The organism is Pseudoxanthomonas sp. 3HH-4, from assembly GCF_006716465.1.
Lineage (GTDB): Bacteria > Pseudomonadota > Gammaproteobacteria > Xanthomonadales > Xanthomonadaceae > Pseudoxanthomonas_A.
In genome coordinates this window covers 167,770-191,950 of record NZ_VFPB01000004.1, presented here as the reverse complement: position 1 = coordinate 191,950, position 24,181 = coordinate 167,770, and the positions used below count along the sequence as shown (strand labels likewise).

General features: G+C 66.9%; 23 protein-coding genes. 8 read left to right on the top strand and 15 right to left on the bottom strand.

Features of this window, described 5'->3' with window-relative positions:
• Positions 1 to 27: 27 nt before the first annotated feature.
• Positions 28 to 1,416 carry an FAD-binding oxidoreductase gene (locus tag FB548_RS13060; RefSeq protein ID WP_142125219.1) on the bottom strand — a complete coding sequence of 463 codons (1,389 nt, stop codon included), beginning with the start codon at positions 1,414 to 1,416 and terminating at the stop codon, positions 28 to 30.
• 192 nt (positions 1,417 to 1,608) lie between these two features.
• On the opposite strand from FB548_RS13060, the gene serA reads away from it, so the two are divergent.
• Positions 1,609 to 2,850, top strand: a complete 1,242-nt coding sequence (gene serA, locus FB548_RS13055) for a phosphoglycerate dehydrogenase (protein ID WP_142125218.1) — start codon at positions 1,609 to 1,611, stop codon at positions 2,848 to 2,850.
• 30 nt (positions 2,851 to 2,880) lie between these two features.
• Here the strand turns inward: serA and FB548_RS13050 are convergent, their stop codons facing one another.
• Complete coding sequence (locus FB548_RS13050) at positions 2,881 to 3,429, bottom strand: NUDIX hydrolase (protein ID WP_255470552.1); 549 nt, start codon at positions 3,427 to 3,429, stop codon at positions 2,881 to 2,883.
• Positions 3,430 to 3,616: 187 nt separating this feature from the next.
• Here FB548_RS13050 and FB548_RS13045 point away from each other — a divergent pair, with 187 nt between their 5' ends.
• Both FB548_RS13045 and FB548_RS13040 read left to right on the top strand, forming a co-directional pair.
• Positions 3,617 to 5,107, top strand: a complete 1,491-nt coding sequence (locus FB548_RS13045; RefSeq protein WP_142125217.1) for an amino acid permease — start codon at positions 3,617 to 3,619, stop codon at positions 5,105 to 5,107.
• 75 nt (positions 5,108 to 5,182) lie between these two features.
• Positions 5,183 to 6,613 (top strand): amino acid permease, encoded by a 1,431-nt coding sequence (locus FB548_RS13040; RefSeq protein ID WP_142125216.1) that lies wholly within the window; start codon positions 5,183 to 5,185, stop codon positions 6,611 to 6,613.
• Between the two features lie 78 nt (positions 6,614 to 6,691).
• Here the strand turns inward: FB548_RS13040 and FB548_RS13035 are convergent, their stop codons facing one another.
• The gene (locus FB548_RS13035) at positions 6,692 to 7,063 is read right to left on the bottom strand and encodes a high-potential iron-sulfur protein (protein WP_255470550.1); all 372 of its coding nucleotides are present in this window, start codon (positions 7,061 to 7,063) and stop codon (positions 6,692 to 6,694) included.
• Positions 7,064 to 7,137: 74 nt separating this feature from the next.
• On the opposite strand from FB548_RS13035, the gene FB548_RS13030 reads away from it, so the two are divergent.
• The 4 genes from FB548_RS13030 (at position 7,138) to FB548_RS13015 (ending at position 10,112) form a co-directional block, all read left to right on the top strand.
• Positions 7,138 to 7,779, top strand: coding sequence for a methylthioribulose 1-phosphate dehydratase (locus FB548_RS13030; RefSeq protein WP_142125215.1), 642 nt, complete (start codon positions 7,138 to 7,140; stop codon positions 7,777 to 7,779).
• A gap of 97 nt (positions 7,780 to 7,876) precedes the next feature.
• Positions 7,877 to 8,437 carry an acireductone dioxygenase gene (locus FB548_RS13025; protein WP_142125214.1) on the top strand — a complete coding sequence of 187 codons (561 nt, stop codon included), beginning with the start codon at positions 7,877 to 7,879 and terminating at the stop codon, positions 8,435 to 8,437.
• Positions 8,438 to 8,532: 95 nt separating this feature from the next.
• Positions 8,533 to 9,237 carry an acireductone synthase gene (mtnC, locus tag FB548_RS13020; protein WP_142125213.1) on the top strand — a complete coding sequence of 235 codons (705 nt, stop codon included), beginning with the start codon at positions 8,533 to 8,535 and terminating at the stop codon, positions 9,235 to 9,237.
• Entirely contained in the window at positions 9,234 to 10,112 is an 879-nt protein-coding gene (locus tag FB548_RS13015) for an EamA family transporter (RefSeq protein WP_221625960.1), read from the top strand. Before mtnC ends, FB548_RS13015 begins: the two co-directional genes overlap by 4 nt.
• 164 nt (positions 10,113 to 10,276) lie before the next feature.
• Here the strand turns inward: FB548_RS13015 and FB548_RS13010 are convergent, their stop codons facing one another.
• The 11 genes from FB548_RS13010 to FB548_RS12960 form a co-directional block, all read right to left on the bottom strand.
• On the bottom strand, positions 10,277 to 10,852 hold the full coding sequence (locus tag FB548_RS13010; protein ID WP_142125212.1) for a YdeI/OmpD-associated family protein: 576 nt from the start codon (positions 10,850 to 10,852) through the stop codon (positions 10,277 to 10,279).
• Positions 10,853 to 10,854: 2 nt separating this feature from the next.
• Entirely contained in the window at positions 10,855 to 12,435 is a 1,581-nt protein-coding gene (locus tag FB548_RS13005; protein WP_142125211.1) for a calcineurin-like phosphoesterase family protein, read from the bottom strand.
• Positions 12,436 to 12,627: 192 nt separating this feature from the next.
• The gene (hisIE, locus tag FB548_RS13000; RefSeq protein WP_142125210.1) at positions 12,628 to 13,254 is read right to left on the bottom strand and encodes a bifunctional phosphoribosyl-AMP cyclohydrolase/phosphoribosyl-ATP diphosphatase HisIE; all 627 of its coding nucleotides are present in this window, start codon (positions 13,252 to 13,254) and stop codon (positions 12,628 to 12,630) included.
• Positions 13,244 to 14,020: an imidazole glycerol phosphate synthase subunit HisF gene (gene hisF / locus FB548_RS12995; protein WP_142125209.1), complete on the bottom strand. Its 777-nt coding sequence runs from the start codon at positions 14,018 to 14,020 to the stop codon at positions 13,244 to 13,246. Before hisF ends, hisIE begins: the two co-directional genes overlap by 11 nt.
• Complete coding sequence (hisA, locus tag FB548_RS12990) at positions 14,014 to 14,751, bottom strand: 1-(5-phosphoribosyl)-5-[(5-phosphoribosylamino)methylideneamino]imidazole-4-carboxamide isomerase (protein ID WP_142125208.1); 738 nt, start codon at positions 14,749 to 14,751, stop codon at positions 14,014 to 14,016. Before hisA ends, hisF begins: the two co-directional genes overlap by 7 nt.
• Positions 14,748 to 15,350, bottom strand: a complete 603-nt coding sequence (gene hisH, locus FB548_RS12985; protein WP_142125207.1) for an imidazole glycerol phosphate synthase subunit HisH — start codon at positions 15,348 to 15,350, stop codon at positions 14,748 to 14,750. The genes hisA and hisH overlap by 4 nt, the downstream gene beginning before the upstream one ends.
• The gene (gene hisB, locus FB548_RS12980; RefSeq protein ID WP_142125206.1) at positions 15,347 to 16,420 is read right to left on the bottom strand and encodes a bifunctional histidinol-phosphatase/imidazoleglycerol-phosphate dehydratase HisB; all 1,074 of its coding nucleotides are present in this window, start codon (positions 16,418 to 16,420) and stop codon (positions 15,347 to 15,349) included. Before hisB ends, hisH begins: the two co-directional genes overlap by 4 nt.
• The gene (gene hisC, locus FB548_RS12975; protein WP_142125205.1) at positions 16,417 to 17,496 is read right to left on the bottom strand and encodes a histidinol-phosphate transaminase; all 1,080 of its coding nucleotides are present in this window, start codon (positions 17,494 to 17,496) and stop codon (positions 16,417 to 16,419) included. The genes hisB and hisC overlap by 4 nt, the downstream gene beginning before the upstream one ends.
• Positions 17,493 to 18,806 carry a histidinol dehydrogenase gene (gene hisD, locus FB548_RS12970; RefSeq protein ID WP_142125204.1) on the bottom strand — a complete coding sequence of 438 codons (1,314 nt, stop codon included), beginning with the start codon at positions 18,804 to 18,806 and terminating at the stop codon, positions 17,493 to 17,495. Before hisD ends, hisC begins: the two co-directional genes overlap by 4 nt.
• Positions 18,803 to 19,717, bottom strand: coding sequence for an ATP phosphoribosyltransferase (gene hisG, locus FB548_RS12965; protein WP_142125203.1), 915 nt, complete (start codon positions 19,715 to 19,717; stop codon positions 18,803 to 18,805). The genes hisD and hisG overlap by 4 nt, the downstream gene beginning before the upstream one ends.
• An 8-nt stretch (positions 19,718 to 19,725) precedes the next feature.
• On the bottom strand, positions 19,726 to 20,052 hold the full coding sequence (locus FB548_RS12960) for a YerC/YecD family TrpR-related protein (protein WP_142125202.1): 327 nt from the start codon (positions 20,050 to 20,052) through the stop codon (positions 19,726 to 19,728).
• Between the two features lie 158 nt (positions 20,053 to 20,210).
• Between FB548_RS12960 and FB548_RS12955 the strand changes: the two genes are divergently transcribed.
• A complete protein-coding gene (locus tag FB548_RS12955) occupies positions 20,211 to 22,115 on the top strand; it encodes a diguanylate cyclase (protein ID WP_142125201.1) in 1,905 nt (634 codons plus the stop codon).
• A 176-nt stretch (positions 22,116 to 22,291) separates the two neighbouring features.
• Here the strand turns inward: FB548_RS12955 and FB548_RS12950 are convergent, their stop codons facing one another.
• Positions 22,292 to 24,181 (bottom strand): aromatic amino acid ammonia-lyase, encoded by a 1,890-nt coding sequence (locus FB548_RS12950; protein WP_142125200.1) that lies wholly within the window; start codon positions 24,179 to 24,181, stop codon positions 22,292 to 22,294.

Here is a 24,181-nt window from a genome sequence, read left to right as displayed (position 1 = left end):
AATCAGCGATGACTGGATGAATCCGCGTCACGTGTCGAACAGCTTGCCCGGGTTCATCAGGCCGTTCGGATCCAGTACGCGCTTGATGCCTCGCATTACCGAGATCTCTTCGGCGCTGCGCGTGCTCTCCAGATATCCTTTCTTCACCAGGCCGATGCCGTGCTCGGCCGAGATGCTGCCGTGGTGGCGCTTCAGCGAGGCCGCCAGCAGCGTGGTGACCTGCTCGCACTGGGTGACGAACTCCGCGTTCTCCATGCCGTCGGGCTTCAGCACGTTGATGTGCAGGTTGCCGTCGCCGATATGGCCGAACCACACCACATCGAACTGCGGGTACGCCTCGCCCAGCAGGGCCTGGGTCTCGGCCAGGAACGCCGGCATGGCGGAAATGCGCACCGACACGTCGTTCTTGTACGGCACGTAGCGGGCCAGCGCTTCGGTGATGCCTTCGCGCAGGCGCCACAGCTGTGCGGCCTGGGCATCGGACTGGCTGATCACGCCATCGCTGACCCAGCCCTGCTCCATACAGGCCTCGAAGGCCGCCATTGCCGCGGCTTCCCTCGCCTCGTCACCGATCGCGAACTCGGTGACCACGTAATACGGATGCACCTCATCGAACGGCTTCTGCGCGCCATGCGCCAGCACATGCTGCAGCGCGCGGTCGGTGAAGAATTCGAAAGCTTCCAGTTGCAGCCGCTCGCGGAACGCGGCGAACACCTGCATCAGCACATCGAACGACGGCAGCGCCAGCAGCATGACGTTCGTCGGCGGCGGCGGATCGGTCAGGCGCACGGTGGCTTCCACCACCACGCCCAGCGTGCCCTCCGACCCGATGAACAGATGGCGCAGGTCGTAGCCGCTGGAGTTCTTGATCAGCGCCTTGTTGAGCTCCAGCACGTCGCCGGCGCCGGTGACCACCTTCAGGCCGGCGATCCATTCGCGCGTATTGCCGTAACGGATCACGCGGATGCCGCCCGCGTTGGTCGCGATGGTGCCGGCGATGGCGCACGAGCCCCGCGAGGCGAAATCCACCGGGTACACCAGGCCATGCTCGCGCGCGGCGTTGTGCACGGCCTCCAGTGGCATGCCGGCCTGCACCGTCAGCGTGCGGTCGACGGCATTGAAGTCCAATGCCTGGTTCATGCGCTCCAGGCTGAGCACGAGTTCGCCGTTCGCAGCCACTGCGCCACCGGACAGGCCGGTACGTCCGCCCGAGGGCACGATGGCCACGTGATGCCCGTTCGCCCAACGCACGACGGCCTGCACGTCCTCGACCGTGGCAGGCAACGCAATCGCCAACGGTGCCGGCGTCCAGCGCCGGGTCCAGTCGCGGCCATAGTGTTCGAGGTCGGCGGGATCGGTTTTCAGGCGCAGCGCCGGAACGGCGTGCAGCAGGGCTTCCAGGCGCGGATCGGTCATTGCTCTGACAGGACTTCAGGGGGCGCCCAGCGTGCCAGTGATGCCCTGCGGCGTCCAGCCGATCACGCGCTTCGTTTCAGCGGCAACCAAGCCGGAAAACAGCAACCAAGCTTTCCGTTCCGCACCGCACCATCCCAACGCTCCATCTGGCATAGTGACGCCCCTTCCCCCTCCGCTGCGACCTTTCCGGCAATGTCGATCAAGAAGACCTCGTACCCGAAGCAGGACATCCGCGTGCTGTTGCTGGAAGGGGTCAGCCAGACCGCCGTGGAGACGTTCCGCGCGGCGGGCTATACGCAGATCGAGTACCACGAGAAGTCGCTGCCGGAAGACGAACTGAAGCGCCGCATCGCCGAGGCGCACATCGTCGGCATCCGCTCGCGCAGCCACCTGACCGATGATGTGCTGGCCCAGGCACGCCGTCTGATCGCCGTCGGCTGCTTCTGCATCGGCACCAACCAAGTGGACCTGGACGCGGCGGAACTGGCCGGCATTCCGGTATTCAACGCCCCTTATTCGAACACCCGCAGCGTGGCGGAACTGGTCATTGCGCAGGCCATCCTGCTGATGCGCGGCATCCCGCAGAAGAACGCCGAATGCCACCGCGGTGGCTGGAGCAAATCCGCTGCCGGCAGTCATGAGGTGCGCGGCAAGACACTGGGCATCATCGGTTACGGCCATATCGGCACCCAAGTGGGCGTGCTGGCCGAATCGCTGGGCATGCAGGTGCTCTTCCACGACATCGAGACCAAGCTGTCGCTGGGCAACGCACGCGCCGCCGTCAGCCTGGACGACCTGCTGGAGCTCAGCGACGTGGTCACGCTGCACGTGCCCGAGACGGCCGCGACGAAAGACATGTTCGGCGCGGCGCAGATCGCCCGGATGAAGCCAGGCGCACACCTGATCAACGCGTCGCGCGGCACGGTGGTGGACATCGACGCGCTGGCGGAGGCGCTGAAATCCGGCAAGGTCGGCGGTGCGGCGGTGGACGTGTTCCCGGTGGAACCCAAGGGCAATGCGGATGCCTTCGAGTCGCCGTTGCGCGGGCTGGACAACGTGATCCTGACCCCGCACGTGGGCGGCAGCACGCTGGAGGCGCAGGACAATATCGGCGTGGAAGTGGCTGCCAAGCTGGTGCGCTACAGCGACAACGGCAGCACGCTGTCGGCGGTGAACTTCCCCGAAGTCACCCTGCCCGGCCACGAAGGCAGCCGTCGCATCCTGCACATCCATCGCAACGTGCCGGGCGTGCTGTCGCAGATCAACGACATCTTCCGCGACCGCGGCATCAACATCGACGGCCAGTTCCTGCGTACCGACCCGAAAGTCGGCTACGTGGTCATCGACGTCACCGCCGATGAGGAACAGACGGCCAGCCTGCGCGATGCGATGGCAGCGATCGACGGCACGTTGCGGGTGCGCGTCCTGTATTGATATCCGCGGTGCGGTGGGCCAGGGCCTACCCTACGCCGTGTTGCACGCCAGCCATTTGCGGGCCATGCGGCTGAGGGACTCGTCGGTCTCATCGGCGATGGGTGCGATCTCGCGCCACGCCAGGTCCAGCGACTCCTCGCTGACCACGTAATCCTCGCTGCCGTTGGCACGCACCACGTAACGTATGTCGTAGTGCCAGTGGCCCGGCACGTCCTTGCGTTCGGGAATCCAGTGGCGGTCAAGGTCGAAGATGCCGCCTTCCACGGACAGGTCGGACAGCCCGGATTCTTCCTCGGCTTCCTTCAGTGCCACGCGCGCCATGTCCTCGTCACCGTCGGCATGGCCGCCCAGTTGCAGCCATCGGCCCAGCTTGCGGTGGTGGGTCAGCAGCGTGCGTTGGCCATCGGCGCTGACCAGCCAGGCGCCGCCCGTGAGATGCCCTTCCAGGCGCTCGCGGAGCAGCGGGTTGGCCGGATCGTCCAGCAGCTCGAGAAACTGCGCGACCACCGCCTGTTCGTCGGGCCAGCGGTGTCCGTAATCGGCCAGATGTGCGCGAAGGGCAGTGTAAGCGACTGACACGGCGTGTTTTTTCCTTGCGGGCAGGTCGGTGGTGTCGTGATTATCGCCCGGCATGCTGCAACCGCGCTTGTGATCCCCCGCTCGCTTTGGCAAGGTACGGCCTTCCGTGGGGGCGCCTCCCCATGACAGTTGCCACCGCCTGGCGGGTCTTTCCGCCGGCATCCAGTCTTGCAAGGGGACGCTGCGAATGCTCAAAGCTCTGTTCAGGGTCAAGCCGGTCGCACCGGCAGGACATATCGATGCCGGTGAACCTTTCGAAGGCAGCCTGGACGGCGAAAGCAGTCTGAAGCGGACCCTGACCGCCAAACACCTCGTGCTGCTGGGCGTGGGCGCAGTCATCGGTGCAGGCATCTTCGTGCTGACCGGCCAGGCCGCCGCCAACCACGCCGGCCCCGCCATCATGCTGAGCTTCGTGATTGCGGGCTTCGCCTGCGCCATGGCCGGCCTCTGCTACGCCGAGTTCGCCTCGATGATGCCGGTGTCCGGCAGCGCGTATTCGTACTCCTACGCCACCCTGGGCGAGGCCGTGGCCTGGTTCATCGGCTGGTGCTTGGTGCTGGAATACCTGTTCGCATCGTCCACCGTCGCGGTGGGCTGGTCGGGCTACCTGGTGAGCTTCCTCACCGGCACGTTGGGCGTGCCCTTTCCCGAGCAGTTGGCGACAGCGCCGATCACGTGGGCCAATGGCGGATTCGTCGCCACCGCAGGCATCATCAACCTGCCTGCGGTGCTGATCGTCGCTGCGGTCAGTGGCCTGTGCTACGTCGGCATCACCCAGTCCGCCTTCGTCAACTCGATCATCGTCGCGATCAAGGTGGTCGTGATCGCGGCCTTCCTCGGCTTTGGCATCCAGTACATCGACCCGGCGAACTGGACTCCTTTCATTCCCGAGAACACCGGCCCCGGCCAGTTCGGCATGGACGGCGTGTTCCGCGCGGCGACCATCGTGTTCTTCGCTTACATCGGCTTCGACGCGGTCTCCACCGCCGCCGGCGAAGCCAAGAACCCGCAACGCGACATGCCCAAGGGCATCCTCGGCTCGCTGGCCATCTGCACCGTCATCTACATCGCTGTCTGCGCGGTGCTGACCGGCATGACCCACTACACCCTGCTGGGCACCGCCAAGCCGGTGGCCACGGCACTGGAAGAGGTCCTCAAGGCCGATCCCGGGGCCAGCGTGGGCTGGCTCAAGACCGCGGTGGAGATCGGCGCCATTGCCGGCCTGTCGTCGGTGATCCTGGTCATGCTGATGGCACAGCCGCGCATCTTCTATTCGATGTCCCGGGACGGACTGCTGCCACGCCTGTTCGGCAAGGTGCATCCGAAGTTCCATACGCCCTACGTCGGCACGATCATCGTCGGCGTGCTGGCCTGCCTGCTCGCCGGCTTCATGCCACTCAGCGTGCTCGGCGAACTGGTGTCGATGGGGACGCTGCTGGCCTTCGCCACGGTGTGCCTCGGCGTGCTGGTGCTGCGCTTCACCCGTCCTGACCTCAACCGGCCGTTCCGCGTGCCGATGTTCTGGCTGATCTGCCCGGTGGGCGTGCTCGCCTGCCTGTTCCTGTTCCTGCAGTCGTTCATGGAGCACTGGCAGATCTTCGTGGCCTGGACCGTGCTGGGCCAGCTGATCTATTTCGCCTACGGCTTCCGGAACAGCAAACTCAGGCAGAAGGCCTGATCCCCTTCAAGGCCGGCGGACGCACCGCCGGCCTTTTTGGTTGACCTCATCGAACCCGTTCCAGGAACACGCACGATGCTCCGACAGCTCCTCGCCACCAAGCACCCCCATGCCGCCCATCAAGAAGCCGAAGGGCTCAGCCTGCGCCGTACGCTTGGCCCCTGGGGTCTGACCGCGCTCGGCATCGGTGCAGTGATCGGTGGCGGTATCTTCGTCATCACCGGACAGGCGGCGGCCAACCACGCCGGGCCGGCGATCATGCTGTCGTTCGTACTGGCGGCGATCTGCTGCACCTTCTGCGCGCTGGCCTACGCGGAGTTCGCTGCGATGGTGCCGGTCTCCGGCAGCGCCTACACCTACACTTACGCCACGCTGGGCGAACTCACCGCGTGGTTCATCGGGTGGATGCTGGTCCTCGAGTACGGCGTGTCAGCGTCGGCGGTCGCGGTCAGCTGGACCGGCTATTTCCTCAGCCTGCTCGAACACTTCGACATCTTCCTGCCCAAGGCGTTCGTCAGCGCACCACTGGATGCGCAGCTTCGCCCGACCGGTGCCATCGCCAACGTCCCGGCCGCCGTCATCGTGCTGCTGCTGACCTGGTTGTGCTACGTGGGCATCCGCAAGTCGTCGGCCATGAACATGGCGATGGTGGTGCTGAAGACCGGCCTGATCGTGCTGGTCATCATCGCCGGCTGGAAGTACGTCGACCCTTCCAACTGGCAGCCCTTCATCCCCGCCAACGAAGGCCCCGGCAAGTTCGGCTGGGATGGCGTGTTGCGCGGCGCGGCGATGGTGTTCTTCGCCTACATCGGCTTCGAGGCGGTCTCGGTGGCGGCGCAGGAATCGCATCGCCCGCAGAAGGATCTTCCCGTCGGCATGCTGGCCTCGCTGGCCATCTGCACCGTGCTGTACATCGCCATGGCGGCGGTGATGACGGGCCTGGTGCCCTACACGGCCCTGGGCACGGCCGAACCTGTCGTGACTGCGGTTGCGGCCCATCCGGAACTGGGCTGGCTGCGGGTCACGGTGGAGATCGGCGCCCTGATCGGCCTGTCCTCGGTGGTGCTGGTGATGATCATCGGCCAACCGCGCATCTTCATGATCATGGGTCGCGACGGCCTGCTGCCGCCGGTGTTCACCAAGATCCACCCCGAATACCGCACGCCGCACATCAACACCGTGATCACCGGCATCGGCATCGCCCTTCTGGCGGCGCTGTTCCCGCTCGATGTGCTGGGCGAACTGACCTCGATGGGCACGCTGATCGCCTTCGCCTCGGTCTGCATCGGCGTGCTGGTCCTGCGCCGTACCCAGCCCGACCTCCCGCGTCCGTTCCGCATTCCCGCCGCCTGGCTGATCTGCTCGCTCGGCGTGCTGAGCTGCATGGCCTTGCTGTCGGCGATGACGGCCCACAACTGGATGCTGATGGCGGTCTGGACCGCAGTGGGTTTCCTGATCTATTTCCTGTACGGATATCGCCACAGCCGCCTGCGCGGCCAGCGCTGAACCTACCTGCATCGGTGGCAGCATTAAAAAAGCGCGGCCCTGCCGCGCTTTTTTTCTGCACACCGGATGCACACGGGGTCAGGGTTTCTTGGCCCAGGCACTGCACCAGCCCTTTGCGGCCACCGAGTTCTTTGGAAACAGCGTGCACGGACCATAGGCCTGCGTGGCAGGCGCCTTGAAGAAATTGCAGTTGGCGCAGTGGTCGCCCGCCTTGTGCTTGGGGTGCTTCACGGTCGCGGCATTCTCGCTGTAGGCCAGCGCCTTGGCGGTCGGATTGTCGGCTGCCAGCTTGGGGAGGGTGGCGGGCGCGGCGGCATCGGCGCGCATCGCGTGCCAGGCCAAGGGCGCCACGGCGGCGGCGGTCAGGGTGGTGGTCAGGAAACGGCGGCGGGAGGCATCGTGGCTCATCTGGCTGGGCACCTGCGGGAAGAAGTCTGCAGTCTTGGACATCGGACCGACGCGCGCATTGAGCAGGATCAATCCACGTGCAGGACCGGCAAGGCGGTTCCGCTAGAATGCGCGGCATGAACGCCCTGCCCTACGACGCCGACCTGCTGCGCGACCGCGCGCAGTCCATCATCTCCAACGTGCGCGAGCTGTCGCAGCTGGGCTGGACGCCGGCCACCAGCAGCAACTTCTCGCAGCGCCTGGACGAACGGCATGCCGCCATCACCGTCTCCGGCCGCGACAAGGGTCGGCTGGTGGAGGCGGACATCATGGTAGTGGACTTCGAGGGCAAGGCCGTCGGCAGCGACCACCGCCCATCAGCCGAGACGCTGCTGCATACGCAGTTGTACCGCCGCTACCCCGAGATCGGCTGCGTGCTGCACACGCATTCGCTGGTGCAGACGGTGGCGTCGCGGCTGTTCGCCGGCGCCGGGCACGTCCGCCTGGAAGGCTTCGAACTGCTGAAGGCCTTCCACGGCAACAGCACGCACGAGATGGCCATCGACGTGCCTGTGTTCGCCAACACCCAGGACATGCCCACGCTGGCCGCCCAGGTGGACGCGCTGCTCGACAACCAGCCGCTGTGGGGCTACCTGATCGACGGACACGGCCTCTACGCCTGGGGCCGCACGATGGCCGAGGCCCGCCGCCACCTGGAGGCGTTCGAGTTCCTGTTCGCGGCCGAACTGGAGCTGCGCAAGCTGGGCTGCCGCCGCTGATACCCGGCGGTTATCCGGGCGTTCCGTTTCCCACCAGGCCACGCGGACCGGTCTGGTACCCTAGCGGCCCCACCCCGTCGCCTCACGCCATACCGCCATGAGCCGTCTGCGCATCTTCAGCGAATCCGACCCGGCCACGCCGGAGTTCGCCAGTTACGATCCCGACTTCATCGCCACCGAGCTGAAGAAGCTCGGCGTGACCTTCGAACGCTGGAAGGCGACCAAGGCGATCGAACCCGGCGCGCCGCCGGAAGACGTGATCGACGCCTACCGCGCCGACATCGACCGGCTGGTCGCCGAGCGCGGCTTCAAGACCGTCGACGTCGTCAGCATCGCGCCGGACAACCCGCAGCGCGAGGCGATGCGCGCCAAGTTCCTGGACGAGCACTACCACAAGGAAGACGAGGTGCGCTTCTTTGTCGCGGGCTCGGGCCTGTTCACGCTGCACGTGGGCGACAAGGTCTATGAAATCGAATGCGTGCAGGACGACCTGATCGGCGTGCCCGACAGCACGCTGCACTGGTTCGACATGGGGCCGGAGCCGAGTTTCGTCGCGATCCGCTTCTTCACCGAACCGGACGGCTGGGTCGGCCACTTCACCGGCACTACTTTGGCGCAGCAGTTCCCACGCTACGAAGGCCTGACCGACGGGCATTGATCGATCATGCGGCCCGGGCTTGCCCGGCTGCACGACCGTGCCCCGAACACCAGCAGAGGAGCGAGCTCCGCTCTACAGCAACCTTGAAGATCGCCATGCCCGTTTCCGCCATCCTCACCGACATCGAAGGCACCACCAGCAGCATCTCGTTCGTGAAGGACGTGCTGTTCCCGTACGCGCGCCGCGCCCTGCCCGGCTTCGTGCGCGAGCACGGCGACGACCCGGAGGTGCGTCGCTGGCTGGATGTCGTGGCCACCGAGCACGGCAGCATCTGCAGCGATGACGTCATCGTGGAAACGCTGCAGGGCTGGATCGACCAGGATCGCAAGCACACCGCGCTGAAGGCACTGCAGGGCCTGGTCTGGGAAGCCGGCTACCGCGATGCGGATTTCACCGCCCACATCTACCCCGATGCCGCACCCGCGTTGCGCAACTGGCATGCACAGGGTTACCCGCTCTACGTCTATTCATCCGGTTCGGTGCCGGCACAGAAACTGTTCTTCGGTCACAGTGACGCTGGCGACCTGTCGCCGATGTTCTCGGGCTGGTTCGATACCGAAATGGGCGGCAAGCGCGAGGCAGCCAGTTACCGGGCCATCGCCGATCGCATCGGTGTGCCACCCGGGGACATCCTGTTCCTGTCCGACGTCGTGGAAGAACTGGATGCCGCGCGCGATGCCGGCCTGCAGACGTGCCTGATCGACCGGCTGGACGACTACCCCACGCCGCGCGAAGGCGACGCGGCACGTGGCCACGTGCGTGTCGACTCCTTCGCTGACATCGAGCTGCCCATCGCGTGATCGACACCGCTTCGCAGCGCCGTGCCACCCTGGCGGGGCTGGTCGCGATCCTGCTGTGGGCGTCGCTGGCATTGTTGACGACGGCGACGGGCAACCTGCCGCCTTTCCAGGTGCTGGCCATCGGCTTCGGCATCGCCGCCGTACTGGGACTTCTGCGCGCAGGCGTGCGCGGCAGCGCAGGTTGGCGCGAACTGCGCCAGCCGCTGCCCGCATTCGCGCTGTCCACGCTCGCCCTGTTCGGCTATCACGCGCTCTACTTCATCGCGCTGAAGCGCGCACCGGCCGTGGAAGCCAATCTGCTCAACTACCTGTGGCCGCTGCTGATCGTGGTGTTCGCAGGCCTGTTCGGTGGTGTCTCCGTGCGTCCCGGCCAGTGGCTGGGCACCGGCCTGGGCCTGATCGCGGCGGTACTGCTGGTGACCCGCGGGCGCAGCCTGCAGATCGAGCCATTGCATGTCCCCGGCTATGTTGCCGCGTTGGGCGCGGCGTTGATCTGGTCACTGTATTCGGTACTCAACCGACGCCACGCCGAGGTGCCCAGCGCGGCGATCACCGTGGCCTGCACGGGCGTCGCGGTGCTGGGCGCCATCGCGCACCTGCTGGGCGAGGAGACGATCACTCCCACCGCAAGCCAGTGGGCCGTGCTGGTGCTCATGGGCATCGGCCCGGTGGGTGCCGCGTTCTGGATGTGGGACCACGGCACCAAGCGCGGCGATATCGCCTTGCTGGGCAGTCTGTCCTATCTGGCGCCATTGCTGTCGACCTTGCTGCTGGTGGCGTCGGGGCGCGCGCAGGCGCATTGGATACAAGCCGTGGCGATCGCATTGCTCATGATCGGTGCGTGGCTCAGCGTGCATGCGAGCCGTTCGCGTTGATGAGAGCGATTCGCGTTTCCGCATGTCGGGATGTGTTTCCCTAGACTGCGCGCACGTCGCAAGCCAGCCAACGCCAGCCAGCCACGCATGCCTCGCCCGCCAGCCTCCGCTCGCCCGCAAGGACATGGAACGCCTCCCATCGGGAGGCGTTTTCGTTCAAGGCGTCAGGCGTGGATCTTCTCACCGCGCGCCAGCATAGCGACCAGTTTCTCCACCCGCGCCCGTTTCGTTTCGAGCTTCACAGCGGTCTGCACGCGCCAACACACGGCATACCGGTTGGTCCTGTCGAGTGCGTCGAAGAAGGCCTTGGCCTTGCGATTCTTCGCCAACGCCTGGGCGAGTTCGGCCGGCACGTCCATCGATCTGGCGCCGTCGTAGGCCGCATCCCAGCGACCATCGGCCTTGGCCGCCTCGACTTCGCGCATGCCCGCCGGCCGCATCCGTCCTGCCGCGACCAGTACCTCGATCTTGGCGACGTTGATCTTGGACCACGTGCTGCGCGAACGACGCGGCGTGAAACGCTGCAGGAAGCACTGCGCGTCGAAACCCTTCTTCTGCCCATCGATCCAGCCATGGCACAGCGCCACGTCAAGCGCTTCCGCATAGCTCACCGACGCAATGCCCGAGTCCTTCTTCGCGATCCTGAGCCACACGCCTTCGGACGTGGCATGGCGCTCCAGCCAGTGCTCCCACGCGGCGGCGTCCACGAAGTGCTCGATGGGAAGTTCCGTCGCGGCCATGATCAGGGCTCTCCCACCTGCAGGCGATACGACGTGCGGGCCGATTGTTCGCCACGCCAGCGGTCGAAGGCGCGCACCTCGACCGCATGCTCGCCTTCAACCAGGTCAGTGGGCAGCGCGCCGCGCCACAGGTGCTGGGAAGCTTCGGCTTCCGGCGATCGGTCATAGCCACGCAAGGCATCAGCCGTGTCGTCGCGCATGTTCTCCAGCAGCAGGCGCGGATCGGGTTGTTCGACCCGCTTCATCGGCCTCCACTCGCCGCCGTCGACGCGGTATTCCACACGGGTCTCCGCATCCCCCATGTAGACATTGGCGAACACGCCCCACGCCGGATACGCGCCCTTGCGCAGCACACGCGGCGCGTGCAGGCCGATGCCGCTGTCGTCCGCACCGCGCGCCGGATGCCACGACAGCGCGTACTCGCCGCCCGCGTGCACGCGCAACCGCGCGTAGCCATTGGGCGTACCGTCGGCCATCGTCGTGTCGGGAATGCCGTCGGCATCCTTGACACCCGACCAGTAGGCGCCGCAAGTCGCGCCGACGTTGTACTCATGCAGCGGCCGGAGGCCGTGCCAACCGGAGGAAGCGTCGTGGTACCAGTGTCGCTGGGTATGGGTATGCCCACTGAGCAGCAGCACGTGCGGGAAATCCTTCAACATCGCGAAGAGGCGCTCGCGATCTTCCCGACGGAAGCCGCGTGCTCCCGGCTCGTAGAACGGGATGTGCACGCCGATCACCAGAAGCCGGTCCTTGCGCACCGTCGGCAGGTAGGCCTGCAGGAAGGCGAACTGGTCCGCGCGCAGCCCGCCGAAGTACGACGGCGTCTGACCTGGCTGGTAGATCACGTCATCCAGGCCGATGAACGTCGCCGCCTCTTCCTCCCAGGCGAACGTGTCCGGCCCAAGGTGATGGCGGAACGTGCGCAGCGAATCCTCATCGCCGGCGGCATCGAAGTCGAGGTCGTGGTTGCCCGGAATGAACAGCCATGGCACCTGCAGGCTCATCGTCGTGCGCAGTATCTGCGGGTAGAGCGACAGGTCGTCGTTGGTCACGTCGCCCAGGGTCAGGCCCAGCGCGGCGCCGTGCCTGCCGACCAGCGGCTGCACGATGTCGCGCCAGTAGTAGTCCACGTCCTTCGCCGAAGACGTCTGGCTGTCGGCGAACAGCAGTACGTCGAGTGCGCCGTCCTTCGTCGCTGCCTGCGGACGAAGCCCGAAGTGCGTGCAGTCGGGCTGGCGCTGCGGTATGCCGCCGTACTTCAGCGTTGGCCCGGCGTGGTACTGCAGGTTGCGCCAGCGGGCCGGCAAGCCGTCCGGTCGCACCGCCAGATCGTAGCCAGCCGGTTTGATGATGAAGAGCGTGCGCCCGTCCACGTAGCCGAGGCTGTATTCGCCCCGCGCATCCGTGATCGCGATGTCGATGCCGTTGGACACTTTGATGCCCGGCAAGCCCGGTTCCCCCGCATCGCGGGCGCCGTTGCCGTTGCGATCCTCGTACACCTGTCCCCAGTTGCAGGGCGGCGGCAGTGCATGGGCGGGGACCGTCAGCAGTGCCAGGACGAGGGCGATCAACGAAGCGCGCATGGCGACTCCAGCCGGAAGACCGGGAGATTATGGCGCAGCAACAGCATTGCCGTTGTAGGAGCGACGTAAGTCGCGACCGCACGGCTGGATCACCATGGAGATGTGCTGCAAGCGATACCGACGATGGACCATCGCGTTTGATCCAGATCCACGGTCGCGACTTACGTCGCTCTTACAAGGTGCGGGGGAAGCTCACGTGGACGCGTGGCGTTGGCGCAGCACGTCGACGGCATCGGCCAGCGACAGGCCGCGTGCGCGCAGCAGGGCGGTCAGGTGGTACAGCAGGTCGGCACTTTCGCCGAGCAGCGCGGTTTCGTCCTGCGCCACGGCCGCCAACGCTGTTTCCACGCCCTCCTCGCCCACCTTCTGCGCGATGCGGCGGACGCCAGCCTCGAACAAGCGCGTGGTGTAGCTGTCCGCTGGCCGTTCACGCTCGCGCTGCGCGACGAGGGCATCCAGTTCCGACAGGAATGCGGACGGTGCCGACGGGAAGCAGCTGGCGCGCTGCAGGTGGCAGGTGGGCCCCTGCGGGTGCGCGAGGACCAGCAGCGTGTCGTCGTCGCAGTCGGCTTCGACAGCCACCAGTTCCAGCACGTGGCCGGAGCTCTCTCCCTTGGTCCACAGCCGCTGCTTGCTGCGACTGAAGAAGGTCACGCGCCCGCTGGCGAGCGTCGTCTGCAGCGCTTCGCGGTTCATGTAGCCCAGCATCAGCACGCGCAGCGTCGCAGCATCCTGCACGATGACGGGCAGCAGCCCGTCGCCCTTGTTCCAGTCCAGGCCGGCGGGGTCGAACGCCGGTTGCCGGTTGTCAGTCGCCACGTCTCACCTCGATGCCTTGTTGCGCCAGTGCCCGCTTCAATACGGGAATGCGGATGTGTCCGCTGTGGAAGACGCTGGCGGCCAATGCGCCGTCCACATCCGCGTGCCGGAATACGTCGGCGAAATGCTCAAGCTCGCCCGCCCCACCCGAGGCAATGAGCGGCACTTCGCAGACCGTGCGAACCGCCTGCAACTGCGTCAGGTCGTAGCCCCGCCGCACACCGTCCTGGTCCATGCAGTTCAACACGATCTCGCCAGCTCCCAGGCGCTGTGCCTGCACAACCCAGTCCAGCGTGCGCAAGCCGGCACCCTGCATCTTCGACGGGTCGCCGGTGTAGCGGCGCACGCGCCATTCGCCGTCCGCTTCAAGGATGGAATCCACGCCGACCACCACGCACTGCACGCCGAACGCCTGTGCCAGCTCGCCGATCAGGTCCGGACGCTCAAGTGCGGGCGTGTTGACCGACACCTTGTCGGCCCCGCTGTACAACACGCGGCGGGCGGTCTCCACGTCCCGGATGCCGCCCGCCACGCAGAACGGAATGTCCAGCAACCGCGACACGCGCTCGATCCAGGCATAGTCCACCGAACGTCCTTCCGGACTGGCGCTGATGTCGTAGAACACCAGTTCGTCCGCACCTTCGTCGCGGTAGCGCAGCGCCAGCTCCGCGATGTCACCCATGTCGACGTGGTCCCGGAACTTCACACCCTTGACCACCCGGCCTTCGCGCACGTCCAGGCAGGGAATGATGCGCCGGCTCAGCATGCCAGCGCTTCCGGCAAGGCGAAGCGGCCTTCAAGCAACGCACGCCCGAGCACGATGCCGGCGCAACCCGCTTCGCGTGCTTCGATGACATCCGCCACCGCGCTCACGCCGCCCGACGCCTGCACAGCCAACCCTGGCACGGTGGTACGCAGGTGGGCGTACAGGTCGAGGTTGGGCCCGCTCAGCATGCCGTCGCGGGCGATGTCGGTGCACAGCAGGTGGCGCAGGCCGGCGCCCGCGTAGCGCAAGGCAAGGTCGTCCAGCGTCCCGGATGCCGTCTCCGTCCAGCCATGCACCGGCAGACGCCACGTTCCGTCGTCGTCGCGTCGCGTATCCAGCGCCACGGTGATGCGCTCGCTGCCGAACTCGGCCAGCCACGCCACGACGGCATCCGGGTCGCGGACCGACAACGAACCGATGACGACACGTTCCGCGCCTGCATCGAGGATCCGCGCCACATCGTCGCGCCCGCGCACACCACCGCCCGTCTGCACCTTCAACGAGGTCGTGCGCGCGATTTCGCCCAGCAACGGCGCAAGCGTGTAGCCGCCGGCACGCGCCGCGTCCAGATCGACCAGGTGCAGCCATTCGGCACCCTGCGTGGCGTAGCGCTGCGCGACCTCCAGTGGCGTGCCTTCATAGCGTGTTTCGCGTGCATAGTCGCCCTGCGCCAGCCGCACGACGCGGCCATCGCGCACGTCGATGGCGGGATAAACGGTGAAACCTGTCATTGCAGTCCGTACTCGATGAAGTTCTTCAGCAACCGTGCGCCGACGGCACCCGAGCGCTCGGGATGGAACTGGGCGCCGGCCACATTGCCCCGCTGCACCACCGCAGCGAACGCGTGGCCGTGCTCGCTGCTGCACAGGCAGTCATCGTCGACGGCTGCGGCATAGCTGTGGACGAAGTAGGCGTGGTCGCCGTCAGCGATGCCTTCCACCAGCGAGCCGCCGCGTCGCCGCTGCAGGGTATTCCAGCCCATGTGCGGTACGCGGATGCCGGGTGCGGCGCGCAACTTGCGTACGCGTCCCGGCAGCAAGCCCAGGCAGGGGGTGTCCTCCTCCTCGGAATGCGCGAACAACAGCTGCACGCCGACGCAGACACCCAGCAGCGGCTTGTCCAGCGTGCGCAGCACGTCGACCAGGTCCAGTTCCTGCAGGCGCGCCATGCACACGGCGGCGGCGCCCACGCCGGGCAGGATCACCCGGTCCGCAGCGCGGATCGTCGCCACGTCGCCGGTAAGTTCCGCTTCCACGCCGAGGCGCTGCAACGCATATCGCACCGAGCCGATATTGGAGCCACCGGCATCGACCAGGACCACCTTCGTCACAGGGCCCCCTTGGTCGACGGCAGTTCGGCGCCCTCGCGCTTCACCGCCTGGCGCAACGCGCGTGCCAGCGCCTTGAAGCTGGCCTCGACCTTGTGGTGGTCGTTGTCGCCTTCCACCCTCAGGTTGAGATTGAGGCCGGATGCGTCGCATAGCGAACGGAAGAAATGCGGTACGAGTTCGGTCGGCAGGTCACCGACGCGTTCGCGCCGGAATTCACCATTGAAGACAAAGTACGGCCGACCGCTGAAGTCGAGCGCGGCGCTCGCCAGCGTCTCGTCCATCGGCAGGGTGAAACCGTAGCGGCCGATGCCGCGCTTGTCGCCCAGCGCCTCTTTCAGCGCCTGCCCAAGCGCGAGGCCGGTGTCCTCGACGGTGTGGTGCTCGTCTATGTGCAGGTCGCCATCGGCGCGCACGTCCAGTGCGAAACCGCCGTGCTTGCCGATCTGCTCCAGCATGTGATCGAAGAACGGCAGGCCGGTCTTCGCGACGGGCTCCGCCACACGGTCGAGGTCCACCTCGACACGGATCCTGGTTTCCCTGGTGTTGCGCTGGACCACTGCACGCCGTGGCGCATCCGCCAGTTCATGCGCGATGCCGGCCCAGTCCCACTCGCCGCCGAACTGCGCGGTCTTCAGCTGGAAGCCGCGGATCTTCAGATTGTCGGCGAACTGGATGTCGGTCGGCCGGTCGCCCACCATGCCCGACCGCGCCCAGTCGATGCTGCGGTCCCGCAGATAGGGGACCATCAAACCGATACCCGGCTTGCGCGTCGGCTTGTTCTCGTGCGGCCAGCTTTCGTCGATCAGTACGTCGCGGAAGCGGATGCCCTGGCTTTCGAAGACCTGCATCATCAGCGCGTGCGGCCCTTCGAACGAGGCGCGCGGGTACTGCTCCGAACCCAGACCGTCCTGGTTGCTGACCATCACGAACTGGTAGCCCGCGTCGCGCAGCTTCAGCAGCGCCGGAACGACCCCGGCGACGAAGCGAAGCTTCTCGTAGGCATCGATCTGGAAATCCTCGGGTTCCTCGATCAGGGTGCCGTCGCGGTCGATGAAGAGGATGGGTGTCATGGCGTGGGATTCGTGTTCAGGGCCGACAGCACGCGGTCGTTCTGTTCCGGCGAGCCGATGGTGATGCGCAATGCGTCGTCCAACTGCGGCGCGGCGCGCTGGTCGCGCACCACCACGCCGGCGGCGAGCAGCGCACGGAAAGCGCCTTCGGGATCGTCGAAGCGCACCAGCAGATAGTTTCCCTGCGAAGGATAAACGCGGCGTACGCCGGGTATCCGCGCGAGCGCATACAGCAGCCGTTCGCGCTCACGACGCACGACAGCCACGCGTTCCCGCGTCTGCTGCAGCGCCGTATCGGACAGGCCTTCCAGCGCGAGGTCGGCACACGGCGTCGGCACCGGATACGGTGCCTGGCAGCGCTGCAGCACGGCGACCAGTTCCGCGCCACCGATGACCACGCCGATGCGCGCGGCGGCCAGGGCATGCGCTTTCGACAACGTACGCAACACGGCGACGTTGGCGTGCGCACCCAGCAGCGTCGTCGCGGACGCGCCGTCGGCGAATTCGCCGTAGGCCTCGTCCACCACCACCAGCGCATGGCCTTCCAGCGCGTGCGCCAGGGCCTTTATGCCGTCCAGCGGGATGGCCGAACCCGCCGGATTCGATGGCGAGCACAGGAACACCAGCTTGGCCCCCTGACCGAGCGCCGCCTCGCGGATGGCGTCGAGATCGGCGACGAAACCGGCGTCGTCATCGACCAGCGGCACTTCGATGATGCGTGCTCCCTGCAGGCGTGCGCAGACCACGTACATGCCGAACACCGGCGGCGTCACCACGATGGCGTCCCGCCCGGGCACGCACAGCGCACGCACCAGCAGGTCGATGGCCTCGTCGCTGCCGCGCCCGACCAGCAGTTGCTCCGGAGCCACGTCGTAGAGCTGCGCCAGACGCGCGCGTAGTGCCGGTGGCTGCGGATCCGGATAGCGGCGGCTGCGACCCTGCCCGTCGGCCGGATTGGTCCACGGCGATTCGTTGGCGTTCAGCCACACCTCGCCACGCAGGGCTTCGCTGCGGGCCGACTTGTAGCCCGCGAAATCGCGCAGGTCTGGACGCACAAGGGGCAAAACGCTGCTCATGCGGCCGCCTTGCGCAGGCGCAGCGCGACGGCGTTGGCGTGTGCGTCCAGGCCCTCGGCACGCGCGAGCGTCAATGCGCACTCGCCGATGGCGGCGATGCCTGCCTGGCTGGCCGACTGCACGCTGACGAAGTTCTGGAAGCTTGCAACACTGACGCCGCTGTACGCGCGCGCCGCGCCGCTGGTGGGCAGCACGTGGTTGGTGCCACTGCAATAATCACCCAACGCTTCCGGCGTGTAGTCACCAAGGAACACCGAACCGGCTGCCTCCACCTTGTCCAGCCATGCGCGCGGTTCGCGCAGCGCGACGATCAGGTGCTCCGGCGCGTAGCGATTGCTGATGGCGAACGCGTCGTCCAGCGTGGCGACCTTGATCAGGCGCGACGCCGACAATGCCTGTCGTGCGATGTTGACCCGGTCGAGTGCGGCAAGCTGCGTGGCCAGTTCGTCCTGCACGCGCGCGATCAGCGTTTCGTCATCGCTCAGCAGCAACACCTGCGAATCGGGGCCATGCTCGGCCTGCGACAGCAGGTCGGCCGCGACGAACGCCGCCTCCGCGCCGGCATCGGCGATCACCAACACCTCCGACGGGCCCGCCGGCATGTCGATGGCAGCGGCGCCGGACCGCGCGACCTGCTGCTTGGCTTCGGTCACGTAGCTGTTGCCGGGACCGAACAGCTTGTCGCACTTCGGCACGCTGTCCGTGCCGAATGCCATCGCGGCGATCGCCTGCGCGCCACCCAGCTTGAATACGCGGCGCACACCGGTCAGCTGCGCGGCCACCAGCACGGCGGGATCGGCGGTGCCATCCTTGCGTGGCGGCGTGCACAGCACGACCTCGCGGCAGCCGGCCAGGCGCGACGGCACGCCCAGCATCAGGGCGGTCGACGGCAACGGTGCACTGCCCGCGGGGACATACAACCCGACGCGCGGGATCGGCCGGATCATCCGTTCGCAGACCACGCCCGGCGCAGTTTCCACCGCGTAGGGTTGCGCCATACCGGCGCGATGGAAGGCCTCTATGCGCTCGGCGGCCTCCTGCATTGCCTGGCGCAGGCCGGCAGGCACGGCGGTGTGCGCGGCGGAAAATTCTTCCTCGCTGACTTCGAAGGTAGCGAGTTCCACGCCGTCGAAGCGCGCGGTGACCTCGCGCAACGCCGCGTCGCCGCGTGCCTGCACGTCGGCGAGCAGACCGGCCACGGCATCGCGCGTACGCTGCGCGACGGCCTGCACCGGGCGGGCGAGCAACGCGGCGCGCGCGGGTTCGTCCAGCGTGTCCCAGTCGTACCGTGGGGCGGGCGACGCCGTCATGCCAGCGACCTCTCGACCGACAGCACCATCAGGCCTTGCGCACCGGCGCGCTGCAACTCCTCCAACCGCTGCCAAGTGACCGCGCCGTGGCACATCGCCTGCAGCGATACCGGCCCGTCCTCACCACTCGGCAGCGTAACCAGACCCTCACTGTCGGTCAGCAACCGCGACAATGCCGGCACGGTGTCGCGCTCGGCGCGGAACATCAGCAGCTTGCTGTCCTTGAGCTTCAGCACGCCGTCGAGACGGCGCAGCAACATGTCGGCGAGCCCTGCGCGGGCGTCGTCGAACTCGCGTGCCGGACCGGCCAGCACCGCTTCGCTGTCCAGCAGGGTTTCCACGGGCTTCAACTGGTTGGCGGCGAGCGTGGCGCCACTGGAGACGAGATCGCAGATCAGGTCCGCGGTGCCGAGCTTCGGCGCGATCTCGACGGAGCCGGAGAGCTCGACCACAGCCGCATCAATGCTCCGCGCCTGCAGCCATTGCCGCAGCACGGAGGGATAGCTGGTGGCGATGCGCAGGCCCTGGAGCTGCTGCGGGCCTTCCCACTCCCAACTGTCAGGAATGGCCAGCATCAGTCGGCAGCTCCCGAAACCGAGCGGACGCAGTTCGCGGTAAGCCTGCGGCAGGCCGATCAGGGCTCGCTCCCCAGCCTGTTCGTCCAGTTCGTTGCGGCCGACGATGCCGAAATCGCAGACGCCATCGGCGATCAGGCCGGGGATGTCGTCGTCTCGCACCAGCAGCAGGTCGACCGGAAGGGATTCGCCATAGCAGAACAACTTGTCACGGCTTTCGCGCCAGCTCAGGCCGCAGGCGGCCAGCAGCGTGCGGGCCGGTTCTGCCAGCCGTCCGCTCTTCTGGATGGCGATGCGCAGACGCTCGCGCGTCGCGGGGGTCAGGGAGGGGCTCATGGAAGGACTCAGTGGGAGGCGGAAGCCGTCGCCGCCTGCTGGCGGTGGACGGCGGCGGCGTAACCACCGGCACCCCGTTCCAGGGTACGGGCGACGCGGCCGATGGTGGTCACGCTGACCTGGGTGAGATCGTGGATTTCCCGGTAGGGAACACCCTTCAACAGGAGCGGCACCACGCGCCAGCGATCGGCCATGGCCTCCAGCTCGGCGGGCGTACACAGGTCTTCCAGGAAGGCACGCACCTCAACGGCTTCCGAAAGCGCCGCCAGGGCCTCGGCGAGGGCCTGCAGCGGCGCGTTGTCGGCGACTTCATCCTGAGGAGAGCGGCGCTTCATGTCGGGGATGCACGCACTAATGTATTAACGTGTTAATACATTAAACGAACGGTAGAGCGGCCGTCAACCCGGACACTGGCTGGAATGGGGGTCGCTTTCCGTTACTTCCGGCATGGGCACGCCAGGGGACCGACGATGGGCTGGAGCGGGCAAGGACGATGAGTACACTGCCAAGGACGCCGGAAGGCGCCGCGGGTAACCGCCGCGGCGCCCTGACCGGCCACCCGGGGGGGACGGGCATGGGGCGACGGGACGACATCACATGGCATCGGCGGCTGGTGCAGTGGTTCCTGCTGCTGGCGTTATGGCCTCTGGGTACCGCGGCCGCGACGCAGGCGCACATCGCGCACGACGCCAGCTACCTGCCGCTGGCACCGCAGACCACCTACCTGCATGACGCCGGCGGCGCGGCCACGGTCGAGGACGCCAGGCGCCTGCAGGCCGAGGGCCGTTTCGCACCCCTGCCCGATGGCGATGCCTCGTTCGGCTTCCAGACCGGCGCGTTCTGGTTCCGGGTGAGCGTCGTCAACGAGAACCCGCGCGAGCAGCGCTGGCTGCTGGTGCAGCAGTACGCACTGAGCGACCGGATCGACATCTACGCGCACTACCCCGACGGCCGCACGATCCACCATGCCGGCGGCGACACGTTCCCGTTCGAACAGCGCAGCATCCGCTACCGGCATCCGAACTTCTGGCTGGACCTGCCCACCGACCAGCCGGTGGATCTGTTGGTCCGGGTGCAGAGCCAGAGTTCGATGCAGGTGCCACTGTTCCTGTACACGCCCGCTGCATTCGCCGAGCTCTCCCGCGACGGCCAGCTCGGCATCGGCATCTACTACGGCATCCTGCTGGCGCTGTTCTTCTACAACCTGGTGCTGTGGCTGGTGCTGCGCGATGGCAGTTACTTCTGGTACCTGTTCCACATCACCGCGTTCGGGCTGGTGCTGTTCACGCTCAATGGGCTGGGCTTCGAATATTTCTGGCCGCATTCCACCTGGCTCGCAGACAAATCGGTCCCGCTGTCGGTCTGCCTGGCGCAGATCGGCATGCAGCAGTTTTCGCGGACCTTCCTCGACCTCAACAGCCGATGGCGGCTGGGCGACCGCGTCAGCAAGGCGATCATCGCGTTCTTCGTGCTGCTCGGCATCGCCGCCACCCAGCTTCCCTACCACGTGGCCACGCCGATCGCGTCCGCGGCGGTGTTCCCCAGCATCGTATGGATCGCGGTGATCACGCTGGTGGTGGTGCGCAGTGGCTACCGGCCCGCGAAGGTGTTCCTGCTGGCATGGGCAATGTTCCTGCTGGGAACGGGCATCTTCGTGGCACTCGCGTTCGGTCTGCTGCCCAAGCGATTCATCACCGAGTACGGCGTGCAGATCGGCTCGGCGCTGGAGATGCTGCTGCTGTCGGTGGCGCTGGGCTACCGCTATGCCGCGCTGCGCAACGAGAACGAGCGCATTGTGCGGGACGCGAAGAACTCGCTGGAGGAGCAGGTGGTGTCGCGTACCGCCGAGCTCCGCCAGACGATGTCCGAACTTGAGACCGCCCACCATCGCCTGCGTGAATCCAGCCGGCTCGATGGCCTCACCGACCTCTACAACCGCACGCATTTCCGCGAAGCCTTCGAGCACCTGCTGTTGCAGTCGCGCAATTCGCAGCGACCGATCTCGCTGCTGATGATCGACCTGGACCATTTCAAACGCATCAACGACACCTACGGCCACCTGGTCGGCGACGACTGCCTGCGCTGCACGTCAAACACGCTGGCCGAGACGCTACGCCCGCACGGCGCACTGCTGGCTCGCTTCGGTGGCGAGGAATTCATCGCCGCCCTGCCCGGCATGGGGCTGGGCGAGGCCAGCGTCGTGGCCGAAGAACTGCGCCAGGCGTTGCGCGCGCAGCCGTGCCGCAGCGGCGCGCTGGAGATCGCGGTGTCCGCCAGCATCGGCGTGCACTGCGTCGACCTGGAAGCCCGCGACAGCCTGGAATCCGCGCTGCAGGTGGCCGACCAGGCGCTGTACACCGCGAAGGCCGAAGGGCGGGACTGCGTGCGGACGTTGTGAGACATCCGCTTCATCTTGTTGTAGGAGCGACGTAAGTCGCGATCGTGCACCCCAAGAGCACGGGTACGGCAGCGAAGCGGGAAACAGGCCGTCCCACGCGCATCTGCTGCCCACTCATCATGGCAGCATCATTCCTGCGGTCGCGACTCACGTCGCTCCTACAACATGGGAACCCCTCAGCGGTTGCGGACCGCGGCGAGGATTTCCCCCGACTCGACCAGGCGCACGGCGGTGGCGACTTCGCCATCCAGCGCGCGGTCGCGGTCGAGGAAGGGAATCTTCGCTCGGATCGCCGCATGCGCTGCCGCCACTGCGTGCCCCGGATGGAAGGCCTCGCTGGCCGACAGCGCGACACGCAAGGCATCGACTTCGGTCAGGAAGGTGTCGCGTCCTTCGGCGCCCGGCTGCGGACCGCCTGACACCTTCATCGCCAGCCCTTCGGCATCGGTACGGTCCGACAACGAGCGCGCAGCGTTGATCATGTCGCGACGCAGGTCCAAGGCCTGCGCCGCGGTGTACAGCTCCAGCGCCAGCACCTTGCCCAGGTCCTGCACCATCGCCAGCACGTGGCGCGCCTCGTTGGCGCCCATCGACACATGGTCTTCCGCGTTCGCACTGGTCGGCACCGAGAACACGCTGGCCGGATGCGCGCGGCTGGCCAAGTCGTTGACGATGGCCGCGGCGGTGTACTGCACGATCATGTGGCCGGACTCGGTGCCGTCCTCGTTGCCGATCAGGAACGCAGGCAGGCCGTCATTGGTGGATGGATCCACCAGTTTGTTGAGCCGACGCTCGGAGATCGACGCCAGCGTCGGAATCGCCGCCTTCACGTAGCTCATCGCCAGCGCCAGCGGCATGCCATGGAAGTGGCCGGCGGAGATCACCTGCTCTTCGACGTGCTCTGCCTGCTTGTCGGGGAACACCAGCGGATTGTCGGTGACCGCGTTGAGCTCGATCTCCAGCACGCGCCTCGCCTGTTCCACCGCATCGCGCACGGCGCCGTGCACCTGCGGAATGCAGCGCAGCGAGTAGCTGTCCTGCGGCTGGTGCTTCTTGCCGCCACGGAACGGCATGAAGCGGCCATAGAATTTCTCTCGGCCATGGCGCTGGTCCGTCGGCACCCAGTCCCAGCCGATGTCGAAGCGCAGCGCCTGCGCCTCTTCGGTATCCCAGCTGCGCGGCAGCCACGGGCGGAACTTCGGCACCAGGTGATAGGGAATGTCGGCGAGCGTCGAACCCTCGAGAAGATCGCGCAGGCGAGCAGCCACATGCACCTGGCCCGGATGGGGCCGCAGCGCGTGGACCTCTTCGGCGAATGCACCGAGGCGGCCCGCGAACGCATCGATCGTCATGGCCGCCGCCAGATCCGCGGTGTCCAGCAGGTTGTCCAGGCGATAGGTCGCCAGCACGCCCATCGCCAGCATCTGCGCAGTGCCGTTGTTCAGCGCCAGCCCTTCCTTGTATGACAGCGAGACCGGCGACAGTCCCGCGCGCTTCAGCGCGTCGGCACCGGACATGCGCTCGCCTTCATGGAAGGCTTCACCACCGCCCAGCAGCACGATGGCCAGGTGGGACAGCGGAGCCAAGTCGCCGGAGGCACCGACCGAACCCAGCGACGGCACCACCGGCACGATGCCCGCATTGAGCATGGCCGCCAGCGCTTGCAGGGTTTCCACGCGGATGCCGGAGTGTCCCTTCAACAGCGTGTTGATGCGGATGCCCAGCATGGCGCGGACGATCTCCGGCGCCATGGGCTCGCCCACGCACACGGCATGGGTGACGATCAGGTTGTACTGCAGTTCCTCATGCAGGGAGCGGCCGGACTTCACAGCGCCCGGCAGCTCATCGCTCAGCGGATGTGCGCCCAACAGCTTGTCGGCATTGCTGCCGAAGCCGGTGGACACGCCGTAGATCGGCTCTTCGCGGCGGACCTGTTCGGCCAGGAAGTCCGCGGCGCGCGCGACGTCCTTCAGCGCCCCGTTGTCCAGTTCGACACTGGCACCGAACGCGATCTCGACCAGCCGGTCGCGGGTGAGGGATTTTCCATCCAGCAGGATCGGCTTCAT

Bases quoted from the DNA above. Each gene is read 5' to 3' on its own strand.
- hisC (WP_142125205.1), bottom strand. From the start codon at position 17,496: ATGAGCAGCGTTTTGCCCCTTGTGCGTCCAGACCTGCGCGATTTCGCG.
- FB548_RS13005 (WP_142125211.1), bottom strand. From the start codon at position 12,435: ATGCGCGCTTCGTTGATCGCCCTCGTCCTGGCACTGCTGACGGTCCCC.
- hisF (WP_142125209.1), bottom strand. From the start codon at position 14,020: ATGCTGAGCCGGCGCATCATTCCCTGCCTGGACGTGCGCGAAGGCCGG.
- serA (WP_142125218.1), top strand. From the start codon at position 1,609: ATGTCGATCAAGAAGACCTCGTACCCGAAGCAGGACATCCGCGTGCTG.
- mtnC (WP_142125213.1), top strand. From the start codon at position 8,533: ATGCCCGTTTCCGCCATCCTCACCGACATCGAAGGCACCACCAGCAGC.
- FB548_RS12950 (WP_142125200.1), bottom strand. From the start codon at position 24,181: ATGAAGCCGATCCTGCTGGATGGAAAATCCCTCACCCGCGACCGGCTG.
- FB548_RS13045 (WP_142125217.1), top strand. From the start codon at position 3,617: ATGCTCAAAGCTCTGTTCAGGGTCAAGCCGGTCGCACCGGCAGGACAT.
- FB548_RS13025 (WP_142125214.1), top strand. From the start codon at position 7,877: ATGAGCCGTCTGCGCATCTTCAGCGAATCCGACCCGGCCACGCCGGAG.
- hisB (WP_142125206.1), bottom strand. From the start codon at position 16,420: ATGACACCCATCCTCTTCATCGACCGCGACGGCACCCTGATCGAGGAA.
- hisG (WP_142125203.1), bottom strand. From the start codon at position 19,717: ATGAGCCCCTCCCTGACCCCCGCGACGCGCGAGCGTCTGCGCATCGCC.
- FB548_RS12960 (WP_142125202.1), bottom strand. From the start codon at position 20,052: ATGAAGCGCCGCTCTCCTCAGGATGAAGTCGCCGACAACGCGCCGCTG.
- FB548_RS13040 (WP_142125216.1), top strand. From the start codon at position 5,183: ATGCTCCGACAGCTCCTCGCCACCAAGCACCCCCATGCCGCCCATCAA.
- hisA (WP_142125208.1), bottom strand. From the start codon at position 14,751: ATGACAGGTTTCACCGTTTATCCCGCCATCGACGTGCGCGATGGCCGC.
- FB548_RS13010 (WP_142125212.1), bottom strand. From the start codon at position 10,852: ATGGCCGCGACGGAACTTCCCATCGAGCACTTCGTGGACGCCGCCGCG.
- hisD (WP_142125204.1), bottom strand. From the start codon at position 18,806: ATGACGGCGTCGCCCGCCCCACGGTACGACTGGGACACGCTGGACGAA.
- FB548_RS12955 (WP_142125201.1), top strand. From the start codon at position 20,211: ATGAGTACACTGCCAAGGACGCCGGAAGGCGCCGCGGGTAACCGCCGC.
- FB548_RS13060 (WP_142125219.1), bottom strand. From the start codon at position 1,416: ATGACCGATCCGCGCCTGGAAGCCCTGCTGCACGCCGTTCCGGCGCTG.
- FB548_RS13030 (WP_142125215.1), top strand. From the start codon at position 7,138: ATGAACGCCCTGCCCTACGACGCCGACCTGCTGCGCGACCGCGCGCAG.
- FB548_RS13035 (WP_255470550.1), bottom strand. From the start codon at position 7,063: ATGTCCAAGACTGCAGACTTCTTCCCGCAGGTGCCCAGCCAGATGAGC.